This is a genomic window from Streptomyces sp. CA-249302 (assembly GCF_050936785.1).
Lineage (GTDB): Bacteria > Actinomycetota > Actinomycetes > Streptomycetales > Streptomycetaceae > Streptomyces.
This window is the reverse complement of sequence record NZ_JBNJMG010000001.1, coordinates 2,530,957-2,542,517: the sequence shown is the minus strand read 5'-3', so window position 1 is coordinate 2,542,517 and position 11,561 is coordinate 2,530,957. Positions and strand designations below refer to the sequence as shown.

The window sequence follows — 11,561 nt, the reverse complement described above, 5'->3', positions numbered from 1 at the left end:
GCATCCCCTAGGAAAGGAACGGCCAGTGCGACTCAGCACCGGGCGCCACCGTCGGACCCGCACGCTCTCGATCGCCGCGGCGGTGGCCGTCTCCGCCGGGGCGGGCGGCGTCTGCCTCGGCCTGTCCAACGGCGGCGCGCAGGCCGCGACGACGACGGTCACCGTGTCGACGACCGCGCAACTGGAGTCGGCCGTGAAGAACGCGGCCGCAGGCACCGTCATCCAGGTGCGCGCCGGTACGTACTACCCGACGGCCACCCTCAAGTCCACGGCCAGCGGCACGAGTTCGGCCCGGATCACGCTCCAGGCGTACGGCAGCGAGAAGGTGAAGATCGACGGCTCCAAGCTGCCCGCCGGCTCCTGGCTCACCGGCATCTACGGCAGCTACTGGACCGTCCAGAACCTCACCTTCCAGAACTCCCCGGCCCAGGGCTTCGTCGTCACCTCGTCCACCGGCGGCATCTTCAAGAACCTCGTCACCGGGAACAACGGCGACTCCGGGTTCACGCTGCGCGGCGACAACACGGTGAACAACCTCGTCCAGAACCTCGACAGTTACGGCAACTACGACGCGGCCGGGCACGGGCAGAACGCCGACGGCATCGCGATCAAGTTCGGGTCCGGCACCGGCAACAAGGTCACCGGGGCCCGCCTCTACAACAACTCCGACGACGGCCTCGACCTCTGGCAGTTCTCCTCGCCGGTGACCATCGAGCACAGCTGGGCCTTCGGCAACGGCAAGAACCGCTGGAACGACTCGGCCTTCGAGGGCAACGGCAACGGCTTCAAGCTGGGCGGCGGGGGAGTGGCGGTCGCCCATGTCGTCAACAACAACGCGGCCTGGGACAACACCCTCAACGGCTTCACCGAGAACTCCAACACCGGTGCGATCGCCCTGAACCGCAACACCGCGTACGCCAACACGGAGGCCGGCTTCTACTTCGCCACGGGCAAGGCCCGGCTGGCCCGCAACCTGGCGGTGAGCAACAAGGGCGGCCTGGACAAGCTGAGTTCCTCGACGGTCTCCGCGGCGAACAACTGGGACAGCGGGGTGAGCACCCCGGCCTTCAAGTCGACGGACGCGACCACCGCGTACGGCGCCCGCAAGTCGGACGGCTCGCTGCCGGCCACGACGTTCCTGACGACGGGGTCGACGACCATCGGAACCACCATGAACTGACCGGGCGCGTCGCGGGCTGCCGACCGGCTCCGGCCGGTCGCGGTCGGCCGCGTATGCGCAGGTGAGAAACCCGGCGACGGCGGCGATCAGCCCCGGGATACTGGTCGCCCATGGATGAGGTCGAGGTCGTCGTCGCCCATTCCGAGCGCGCGACCCTGCGCGTCGGCGACGTGTTCCTGAAGGTGGACGCCGATCAGGCGCGCATCGACGCCGAGGTCGAGGCGATGGCGCTGGCGCCGGTGCCCACCCCGGAGGTCCTGTGGCGCAGGCCGCCCGTGCTCGCGCTCGCCGCCCTCCCGGGGACGACGCTCGGCCGCCTCGGCGGGCCGGCGACCGGCTCGCCGACGGCGTGGGCCGCGGCGGGCGCCGTCATCCGGAAACTGCACGACGCTCCGCTGCCGCCCCGGCCCGGCCAGGCAGGCCGGAGCAGCACCGCACTGGTGGCGGAACTCGACGCCGAGTGCGAGCGCCTGGTGACGGACGGCGTCCTGCCCGCCGACCTGGTCGCCCGCAACCGCCAGGTCGCCGAGGCCGCGCTCCGGCCGTGGACCCCGGCGTTCACCCACGGCGACCTCCAGATCGCGCACGTCTTCGTCGACGGCGACGAGGTCACGGGGATCATCGACTGGTCCGAGGCGGGCCGGGGCGATGCCCTGTACGACCTCGCCACCTTCACCCTGGGACACGAGGAGCACCTCGACGACGTCATCGCCGGCTATGGCGCCGACATCGACCTCGACGTCATCCGCGCGTGGTGGTCGTTGCGCAGCCTGCTGATCGTCCGCTGGCTGGTCGAGCACGGCTTCGACGCGTTCGCGCCGGGCTGCGAGGTCGACGTGCTGAGATCCCGCATGTGAGGCCGCGCGGGCCCGATGCTCCTGGGCAGAGAAGCGCCCCGCCGGTCGTCACCGGCGGGGCGCTTGTCGCCGACGAGGGGGGCTCAGTCGGCGGCTGCTGACCGAGGGGGGCTCAGGTCAGCAGGTCCAGGCAGTCGAGCGACGTACCGGCGCTGAGGTACGCCGTGCCGCCCGAGCCGCTCACTATGTTGATCTTCAGTACGTTGTACTGCGCGGCATCCGTCTTCCACGCACTACTAGGGACGTTGAAAGTGAACGTGTGGTTGTTCCCCCGGTAGGAACCCGTGGTGAGGGAGCGCGTCTCGGGCTGGGCGGGGGCCGAGGGGATGGCCGAAACCCAGTCGTTCACCGTGACCCGCGGACGCCCGTTGGCGAAGGCGTCGGTCACCCCCACACGGAGCGTGTGCGCGGCCGCCGCCTGTGCCTTGGTCAGCTTGAAGTAGACCAGGATCCCGTCGTTGACGTCCTTCCAGATGTACGCCGGGAAGGCCGCCGCCTCGCCGCCGCTGCCGATCGTGACGTTGCCGGTCCACTTGGCCGCGCGCCCGTCGGAGGGATGCGCGTATGTCATCAGCTTGGCGTTCTTGAACTCCCCGGGCGTCCCGTCCCAGTCGCCGAGCCGCCAGACGGCGGGAGCGGTGGACGGGTCACCGGTGATGGCCAGGGTGTGCAGGGACGTCGTACCACCCGCCGTGACCTTCACCGACTCGGTGTGCACGGCCAGTTCGTTCTTGAAGACGGTCAGGGTGTACGTCCCCGGGAGCATCCCCTTGCAGGAGAAGGCACCGGTGCCGGCCGCCGCCTTCGCCCAGTACTGCGCGTCCGCGTTGGCGAAGCCCACGGTGTACGCGTACTTCGCGTCCATGCCCTTCAGGCCGACGCCCGCCACCTTGCCGCGGCCCGCCCTGCCGACCCAGCCGGTGATGCCGAGGCCGTCCACCCAGGAGGTGTCGAGGTTGGCCTGGAAGAGGGCGGACGAGGGCGCGCCGCCGTCCGTGAGGGCGATGACGAACGGGCCCTGGAGACCGAAGCGTTCCGCCTCCGTCTGGGCCTCGTTGTAGTGCAGGATCTCGTAGAGGCCCGCGCCGCCGTCGTTCGAGTGACGCAGCAGCGAGCGGTAGAAGGGGCCGCCCGAGGCCTTCTCGTGGTTCGACCGCACCATCCACAGACCGACCGAACCCGTCGTGAAGCCGACGTAGTCGTAGTCGATGGTCCGCTTGCCCGAGTAGTGCTTGGAGTGGGTCGTGCCGTCCGGGGCCTGCCAGACGTCACCCGCCTCGATGATCTTGTCCTTCGTCGAGTCCCAGGCGTCCGAGCCGGTGTTGGGGAACATCCCGGCCTTGAGGCGGACGATGTAACGGGTCGCGGTGAAGGAGGCGTCCGCCTTGTTCGTCCACAGGTAGACGTTGGGCTGGCCGCTGCGGGCCGCGTACCACTGGGTGATCGCGCCGTGCACGACCTTGATCAGGATCGTCGACCCCGACTGCAGAATCGTGACCGTGGACGCGCCGAGCCCCGACTCGACGTGCGAGTGCTTGCCGCCGTAACCCTCGTACTCCTTGCCCTTGTAGGCCAGGGACGTGATGTCGCCGGTCGTCTTGGAGACCTTGAAGACGAGGGCGGAGCCGGTGTCGACGACATAGTTCCTGCCGTCGTCGGTGTAGCCGAAGGCCGCCGCGGACGCGGACGACAGCAGGCCGGTGCCGCCCGCGACGGCGGCGCCGGTGGCGGCCACGCCGATCGCGGAGGCCCCCAGCACACGTCTGCGGGTCAGGTGCTTCTTGTGCGTGCTCAAGGGTCGGGATCCCGTCGTACTTGAATGTTCACTCAGCTGCTGCAGAGCAAGAGGGGGTCTTGCGCTTGCTGGTTGCCGCTGGTGAGCAATGGGTTGCCGCCCACTTGAAGATTCTTACGAGTCGCCCTCGCCGTCCGTGTGGGTCGCGAAGTCGCCGCCCACCGAACGCTGCTTGCCGTTCGCCGTCGCCGTGATCGTGTAGCGGTCGTCCTTCGCGTCCCGGCCGCCGCGCGCGTGGTTGTACTGCCCGGCGAACACCCACTCGCCCTTGGCCACCGTGCTGCCCGGCTTGAGCGTCCAGGTGTAGACCAGGAAGCCGTCCTGCTCGGCGACCGTGAGGTCGAAGTCCTGCTCCGGCAGCGAGCGCCAGGCGCCCGCGTTGCTCACCCCGCCGGTCTGCGCGATCTTCAACTGCACGGTGAGCGCGGTGAGTTGAGCGCTCGTCTTGATGGTCAGGTTGCTCTGCGCCCAGAAGTCGTTGCTGTGCGGGTCCACCGAACCGTCCGACCACAGTGGTCCGTCCGTCTCGCCGCCCGCGGACGGCAGCACGGTGACGGAGGCGGAGGGCTCGGCGGAGGCCGAGCTGCTCGCCTTGGGGCTCTCCGGCGTCCGGCTCGGCTTCGGGTTCACCGGCGGGACGGGCGCACGGCTCGTCGCGTCCGGCGACGGTGTGGGCGTCGACGAGGACTCGACGGACTGCTGCTGGGGGTGGGGGTCGTTCTTGACGGCCGACGCCACCGCGTAACCGCCGACCGCGAGCATGCCCGCGACCGCGGCCGTGGCACCGACCACCCGCGCCCAGCCCCACACCGGCGGTCGGGTCGCCCGGTGGTCGCGGCGGTCCTCCCCGGCCATGCCCCGCTCGACGCGGGCCAGGATCCGGGCCCGGTCCGGCTCGTGCGCCTCGGCCGCCTCGTGCAGCCGGGCGCGCAGCTCGTCGTGCACGTCCTGCTGCCTCATCGGTCCCGTCCTCCGGTCTCGCCGCCGCGCGCCATCGCCGCGTGCACCTTCTGTGGCACGCCCTGGGACCCCAGCTGCTTCTGCAGCTCGGCCATCCCCTTGGACGTCTGGGACTTAACCGTACCCACGGAAACACCCAGGGCGAGAGCGGTGTCCTTCTCCGACAGATCGAACGCGTGACGAAGCACCACACACGCCCTTTTCCGGAACGGCAGCGCGCGCAGCGCCTCCTGGACGTCGACCACACCCGCGATGTCGGGGTTCTCGGTCTTCTCCTCGCGCTGCGACCAGAACAGCGAGATCCGCCGCCGCTCGCGCACCGCGCTGCGGATGCGGGTCCGGGCGAGATTGGCGACGACACCACGGGCGTACGCGACCGGGTGGTCCGCGGCGCGCACCCGGTCCCAGCGGTTCCACAGGGCGAGCAGCGCGTCCGCCGCCAGATCGTCGGCGGCGTCGGCCTCACCGGTCAACAGGTGAGCGAGCCGGGACAGTTCGGCGTAGTGCCGCTCGAAGAAGGCATGGAACTCCACGGAGGCTGCGTCGTCGACGACAGTGCCCACGGACGACCTTCCTGTGCGTGTCATGTGTATGACATGTGATCATCCGGAGGTGGCCCGGACGAGATCCGGAAGCGTAGCAGTGATCGACTCGGTGTTTCGTACGTGACTTCGAACGCAGTCTGACGGGTCGCCTTCGATTCCGTAACACGAGGAAAACCTGAAACGTGTTCAACGCGGGAACAATCCAGCCAGCATCCGCACACGATCAACCAGGCACCTAGGAGCACCCGCCATGTCCGAGACGAAGAGAGCGACCACCGGCCCAAGTGCCGCGCCGCCAGGGGTGAACGGCGTCGACCGGTTCTTCAGGATCTCCGAACGGGGATCCACCGTCGGCCGGGAGATACGGGGCGGCTTCGCCACGTTCTTCACCATGGCCTACATCCTCGTCCTGAATCCCATCATCCTGGGCAGCGCCAAGGACAAGTTCGGGCACACCCTCGACACCGGTCAACTCGTCACCGCCACCGCCCTGGTGGCCTGTGTGATGACGATCATCATGGGCGTCGGCGGCAACCTCCCGCTCGCCATCGCCGCCGGCCTCGGCCTGAACGCCGTCGTCGCCTTCCAGTTGGCGCCGCTGATGAGCTGGCCCGACGCGATGGGGCTCGTCGTCCTCGAAGGCATCCTGATCTGCGTCCTGGTCGTCACCGGGCTGCGCAAGGCGATCATGGACGCGATCCCGCAGCAGCTCAAGCAGGCCATCGGCGTCGGCATCGGGCTGTTCATCGCCTTCATCGGCTTCGTCGACGCGGGGTTCGTCAGCCGGATCCCGGACGCCGCTCAGACGACCGTGCCCGTGCAGCTCGGCGCGGTCGGCCGGCTCACCGGCTGGCCCGTCCTGGTCTTCTGTCTCGGCGTGCTGCTGACCATCGCGCTGGTCGCGCGCAAGGTGAAGGGCGCGATCCTGATCAGCATCGTCACCATGACGATCGTGGCGATCATCATCAACGCCATCGCCGACATCAAGAGTTGGGGCCTGACCACCCCGAAGCTCCCCGACAAGATCGTCGACACCCCGGACTTCGGGCTGATCGGTCACTTCAGCCTGTTCGGCGGCTTCGCGAAGGCCGGCATCCTCACCGCCGTCCTGCTCGTCTTCACGCTGATCCTGTCGGACTTCTTCGACGCCATGGGGACGATCGTCGGCATCAGCGCGGAGGCCGGGCTGCTCGACGAGCAGGGCCAGGTGCCGGGCATCGGCCGCGTGCTGTTCATCGACGGCGCGGCGGCGGTGGCGGGCGGCCTCGGCTCCGCCTCCTCCAACACCGCGTACATCGAGTCGGCGGCGGGCGTCGGTGAGGGCGCCCGCACCGGCTTCGCCAACCTGATCACCGGCGGCCTCTTCGGCCTCGCGCTCTTCCTGACGCCGCTGCTGACGATCGTCCCGCTGCAGGCCGCCGCGCCCGCGCTCATCGCGGTCGGCTTCCTGATGATGACCCACGTCAAGCACATCGACTGGGACCGGTACGAGATCGCCATCCCGGCGTTCCTGACCATCGCCGCGATGCCGTTCACGTACTCGATAACCGACGGCATCGGGGCGGGCTTCCTGGCCTACGTCGTCATCAAGGCGGTCCTGGGCAAGGCGAAGGAGGTGCACTGGCTGCTGTGGGGGGTCTCGGCGCTGTTCCTGGTGTACTTCGCGATCGATCCGGTGGAGCAGATCCTCGGTGTGAAGTAGCCGGCCTGGCCTGGTTCCACCGGGCCTAGTTCTTGAGTGCCGCCTCCATCATGGCCTTGGCCACGGGGGCGGCCAGCCCGTTGCCGCTGACCTCCGACCTCGCCGCGTTCGACTGTTCGACCACCACCGCCACGGCCACTTCCTTGTCGCCGGACTTGGCGTACGAGGTGAACCAGGCGTACGGCGTCTGGCTGTTGTTCTCGCCGTGCTGGGCCGTGCCCGTCTTGCCGCCCACCGTCACGCCCGATATCCGCGCGTTCGTGCCGGTGCCCTGCTCGACGACCGTCTGCATCGCCGACTGCAACTGCTCCGCGGTCGAGGACTTGACGATCTGCTTCGTGCTCGTGTCGTCGTCGTAGTTCTTCAGCACGTCACCGCCGCTGTCGGTGATCTGCGAGACCATGTGCGGCGAGACCAGCTTGCCGCCGTTGGCGATGGCGGCGGACACCATGGCCATCTGGAGCGGCGTCGCGGTGACGTCGTACTGCCCGATGCCCGTCAGGGCCGTGGACGACTTGTTCATGTCCTTGGGGTAGACGCTGGTGTAGGCCCGCACCGGCACGTCCTGCTCCGTGTCGTTGAAGCCGAACTTCTCGGCCATCGCCCGCACCTTGTCCTGGCCGAGGTCGACGGCCATCTTCGCGAACACGGTGTTGCACGAGTACTGGAGCGCGACGCGGATCGACGCGTTCTTGCAGGGCGCGGACTTGCTCTCGTTGCTCAGCGGCGTGACCGTGCCCGGCAGCGTGTACACCTCCGGGCTGTCCGTCTTCTCGTCCACCGACGAGTACAGCCCGTCCTCCAGCGCGGCCGCCGCCACGACCAGCTTGAACGTCGAACCCGGCGGCAGCGGCTGCCGCAGCGCGCGGTTGGTGAGCGGCTTGTCGGAGTCGGCGTTGAGCTTCTTCCAGGCGGTACCGGCCGTGTTGGCGTCGGTCAGCGACGAGGGGTCGTACGACGGCGTCGACACGACCCCCAGGATCTTGCCGGTCTCAGGGTCGATCGCGACGGCCGCGCCCTTCTTGTGGCCGAGCGCGTCGTACGCGGCCTTCTGCACGTCGGGGTCGATCGTCGTGACCACGTTGCCCGGATCGGCGCGCTTGTTGGTGATCGTGTCCATGACCGTCTTCAGCCGGCTGTCCGTGCCGTTGAGCAGGTCCTGGTAGATGCCCTCGAGCTGGGTCGCCGAGTACGCCTGCGAGGCGTAGCCCGTCACCGCCGCGTACAGCTCGCCGTCCTTGTACGTGCGCTTGTACGCGAGGTCGCCACCGCTGGTACGCGCCGAGCCGGTGATCGACTCCCCGCCCACGATGATGTTCCCGAGCGGCTCCGCGTACGTCTCGATCGCGTTGCGCCGGTTGTCCTTGTCGTCCGCGAGGGCCTGGCCGTCGTAGAACTGCACCCATGTCGCCCTGGCCAGCAGCGCGAACACGAGCAGCAGCACGAAGACGGAGGTCCGCCTGATCGTCTTGTTCATCCCGCCCAGAAGACGAGCGAACGGGCCCGGATCGTTCCCATCCGCCCGGTTTTCTCATCGGGCGTTCATCGAAGGGGCTCACCCCTCCAGCGTCAGCACCACCTCGTCGATCTCCTCCCCCCGCGCGTTCGCGAACCCGGTCGCCGTGGCCGTGACACGGAAACCGCACTTCTCCAGGACCCGGCGGGAGGCCGTGTTGTCCGCGGCGGCGCGGGCGTACAGCGGGCGTTCGCGGACCTCCGCCAGCAGGGCGCGCAGGGCGGCCGTGGCCACGCTGCGCCCCCAGTACGCCCGGTCCACCCAGTACGTGACCTCGCGCTCCTCCGGCTCCCCGTACACCGCCGCGCTGCCCACCACGTCACCGTCCGCCAGGACCGTGCGCAGCACGGCATCGGAGGCGCGGTTGCGTTTCCAGTGGGCGTCGAAGGCGTCCCGGTCGGCCGGGTCCTTCGCGGTGAACGCGGCCATGTGCAGGGCCTCGGGATCGCTCATCTGCCGGAAGAAGACGGGCAGATCGCTGTCGTGCACTGCACGGAGTACGACATCCATGTCCATGAGGCCCGAGCCTATGAGTCACAGCCTCCGAGTCGCCAGGGTCAGCCGGTCGCGGGCGTCGAACAGGGCGTCCTTCACCATCTGCTCGTGCGCGGGCGTCAGCCGCGCCACCGGCACCGAGCAGCTGATCGCGTCGCGCGCCGGGGTGCGGTAGGGGATCGCCACGCCGAAGCAGCGCAGGCCCAGCGTGTTCTCCTCGCGGTCCACGGCGAAGCCCTGCTCGCGGACCTGGTGGAGCTCCTCGATGAGCTTCTCGCGGTCGGTGATCGTGTTCTCGGTCAGCGCCGGCAGCGTCTCCGGGAGCATCTTGCGGACCTGCTCGTCCGAGTACGTGCTCAGCAGCGCCTTGCCCAGGGACGTCGAGTGGGCCGGCAGCCGGCGGCCGACGCGGGTGAAGGGGCGCAGGTAGTGCTGGGACTGGCGGGTGGCCAGGTAGACCACGTTCGTGCCGTCCAGACGCGCCAGGTGGATGGTCTCGGTCGTGTCGTCGGACAGCCGGTCCAGGGTCGGCCGCGCCGCCGCGACCACCTCGTCGCCGTCGATGTACGAGGTGCCGACCAGCAGCGCCCGTACCCCGATGCCGTACCGCGTGCCCGTCGCGTCCGTCTCCACCCAGCCCAGCTCGACCAGCGTGCGCAGCAGCATGTAGAGGCTGGACTTGGGATAGCCGACGGCCTCCTGGACCGACGCGAGCGAGTGCATACCGGGGCGACCGGCGAAGTACTCCAGCAATTCGACGGTTCGTACCGCCGACTTGACCTGCGCCCCGCCGCCTGTCTCGACTGCCGACATCGCCCTTGACCCCTTCGTTCGACGGGAAATAGTCTCCAACAGCATATTCATCATCAGAGACGGCGTTCAGTATATCGAACGACCCTGGTGGATGACCCAAATACTGCGGCAAATACGAACGCAAGACATACGTGGAGGGACCCGCGGTGGCAGCAGCACCAGTCTGGAGTGTCGACCCCCGAACCGGGAAGCAGCGGGAACAGGTTGCGGTGGAGGCCACAGCCCAGGAGGTGGACGCCACTGTCCGCGCGGCGCACGAGGCGCGCGGCTCGCTCGCCGACCGTGCCGTCCGCGCCGCCTTTCTGCGCTCCGCGGCCGAGCAGCTGGAGGCCGCGAAGGACGGGCTCGTCGAGACCGCCGACGCGGAGACCGCGCTCGGCCCGGTCCGGCTCACCGGTGAACTCGCCCGCACCTGCTACCAGCTGCGGTCCTTCGCGGACATCGTCGACGAGGGCGCCTTCCTCGACGTGATCATCAACCACCCCGACGCCACCGCGACCCCGCCCATCCCGGACCTGCGCCGCTACAAGGTGTCGCTCGGGGTCGTCGCCGTCTACTCGGCCTCGAACTTCCCCTTCGCCTTCTCGGTCGCCGGCGGCGACACCGCGAGCGCGCTCGGCGCGGGCTGCCCGGTCGTCGTCAAGGCCCACCCCGACCACCCGGCCCTGTCCGAGCTGGTCGCCAAGGTGCTGCGCCGCGCCGCCGCCGCGCACGGCATCCCCGAGGGCGTCATCGGCCTGGTGCACGGCTTCGAGGCCGGTGTGGAGCTGGTCAAGCACCCGCTGGTCGCCGCGGCCGGCTTCACCGGGTCGGTACGAGGAGGCCGTGCCCTCTTCGACGCGGCCGCCGCCCGCCCGACCCCGATCCCCTTCCACGGCGAGCTGGGCTCCCTGAACCCCGTGCTCATCACGGAGGCCGCGGCGGCCGAGCGGGCCGAGGCGATCGGCACCGGTCTCGCCGGGTCCATGACGCTGGGCGTCGGACAGTTCTGCGTGAAGCCGGGCCTGGTGCTGGCGCCGAACGGCGCGGCCGGTGACCGCCTGGTCAAGTCGCTGACGGATGCGGTCAGCGACACCGACGCGGGTGTCCTGCTCGACCACCGCATGCGCGACAACTTCATCGCCGGGGTCGCCGAGCGCACCGGGCTGCCCGAGGTCGAGTCGCCGGTGACGCCGGGTGCGGGCGGCGAGCACACGGTCAGCGCGGGCTTCCTCACGGTGGCCGCGGACAAGCTGGCCGAGGAGGGGGCGTACGACCTGCTCCTGGAGGAGTGCTTCGGGCCGGTGACCGTCGTCGCCCGTTACGAGGACGACGCCGAGGCGCAGTCCGTGCTGTCCCGGCTGCCGGGCAACCTCACCGCGACGGTCCACCTGTCGTCGGAGGAGGCGGCCGGCGAGGGCCGCGGCGCCGAGCTGCTGGCCGAACTGACGCCGCTGGCCGGGCGCGTGCTGGTCAACGGCTGGCCCACGGGCGTCGCGGTGGCCCCGGCCCAGCACCACGGCGGCCCGTACCCGGCGACCACCTCGACCTCGACTTCCGTCGGCGGTACGGCGATTGAGCGCTGGATGCGCCCGGTGACGTACCAGGGCGCGCCGGAGGCGCTGCTCCCGCCGGAGCTGCGGGACGACAACCCGCTCGGTCTCCCGCGTCGGTTCAACGGCCACCTGGAACGGTGAACACCCGCACCTGACACACTCC

Annotated in this window: 10 protein-coding genes; 4 read left to right on the top strand and 6 right to left on the bottom strand. The window is 69.6% G+C overall.

Annotated elements, in window-relative coordinates:
* Positions 1 to 25 precede the first annotated feature (25 nt).
* Positions 26 to 1,180: a right-handed parallel beta-helix repeat-containing protein gene (locus ACQEWB_RS11465; RefSeq protein WP_432829743.1), complete on the top strand. Its 1,155-nt coding sequence runs from the start codon at positions 26 to 28 to the stop codon at positions 1,178 to 1,180.
* Positions 1,181 to 1,290: 110 nt separating this feature from the next.
* A complete protein-coding gene (locus ACQEWB_RS11460) occupies positions 1,291 to 2,037 on the top strand; it encodes a phosphotransferase family protein (RefSeq protein ID WP_432829741.1) in 747 nt (248 codons plus the stop codon).
* A gap of 112 nt (positions 2,038 to 2,149) precedes the next feature.
* On the opposite strand, the gene ACQEWB_RS11455 is transcribed toward ACQEWB_RS11460, so the two are convergent.
* The 3 genes from ACQEWB_RS11455 to ACQEWB_RS11445 form a co-directional block, all read right to left on the bottom strand.
* On the bottom strand, positions 2,150 to 3,832 hold the full coding sequence (locus ACQEWB_RS11455) for a rhamnogalacturonan lyase B N-terminal domain-containing protein (RefSeq protein WP_432829739.1): 1,683 nt from the start codon (positions 3,830 to 3,832) through the stop codon (positions 2,150 to 2,152).
* A 114-nt stretch (positions 3,833 to 3,946) separates the two neighbouring features.
* Positions 3,947 to 4,792 carry a hypothetical protein gene (locus ACQEWB_RS11450; protein ID WP_432829737.1) on the bottom strand — a complete coding sequence of 282 codons (846 nt, stop codon included), beginning with the start codon at positions 4,790 to 4,792 and terminating at the stop codon, positions 3,947 to 3,949.
* A complete protein-coding gene (locus tag ACQEWB_RS11445; RefSeq protein ID WP_432829735.1) occupies positions 4,789 to 5,355 on the bottom strand; it encodes a SigE family RNA polymerase sigma factor in 567 nt (188 codons plus the stop codon). The genes ACQEWB_RS11450 and ACQEWB_RS11445 overlap by 4 nt, the downstream gene beginning before the upstream one ends.
* A gap of 232 nt (positions 5,356 to 5,587) precedes the next feature.
* Here ACQEWB_RS11445 and ACQEWB_RS11440 point away from each other — a divergent pair, with 232 nt between their 5' ends.
* Positions 5,588 to 7,039, top strand: coding sequence for an NCS2 family permease (locus ACQEWB_RS11440; protein ID WP_432829733.1), 1,452 nt, complete (start codon positions 5,588 to 5,590; stop codon positions 7,037 to 7,039).
* Between the two features lie 25 nt (positions 7,040 to 7,064).
* Here ACQEWB_RS11440 and ACQEWB_RS11435 read toward each other — a convergent pair whose 3' ends face one another.
* From ACQEWB_RS11435 to ACQEWB_RS11425, 3 genes are all read right to left on the bottom strand, one after another.
* The gene (locus ACQEWB_RS11435; protein ID WP_432829731.1) at positions 7,065 to 8,516 is read right to left on the bottom strand and encodes a peptidoglycan D,D-transpeptidase FtsI family protein; all 1,452 of its coding nucleotides are present in this window, start codon (positions 8,514 to 8,516) and stop codon (positions 7,065 to 7,067) included.
* Between the two features lie 78 nt (positions 8,517 to 8,594).
* Positions 8,595 to 9,065 (bottom strand): GNAT family N-acetyltransferase, encoded by a 471-nt coding sequence (locus ACQEWB_RS11430; RefSeq protein WP_432843754.1) that lies wholly within the window; start codon positions 9,063 to 9,065, stop codon positions 8,595 to 8,597.
* Positions 9,066 to 9,089: 24 nt separating this feature from the next.
* Positions 9,090 to 9,863, bottom strand: a complete 774-nt coding sequence (locus ACQEWB_RS11425) for an IclR family transcriptional regulator (RefSeq protein ID WP_242774417.1) — start codon at positions 9,861 to 9,863, stop codon at positions 9,090 to 9,092.
* Positions 9,864 to 10,009: 146 nt separating this feature from the next.
* Here ACQEWB_RS11425 and ACQEWB_RS11420 point away from each other — a divergent pair, with 146 nt between their 5' ends.
* Positions 10,010 to 11,539 carry an aldehyde dehydrogenase (NADP(+)) gene (locus tag ACQEWB_RS11420; protein WP_432829729.1) on the top strand — a complete coding sequence of 510 codons (1,530 nt, stop codon included), beginning with the start codon at positions 10,010 to 10,012 and terminating at the stop codon, positions 11,537 to 11,539.
* Positions 11,540 to 11,561: the final 22 nt, after the last annotated feature.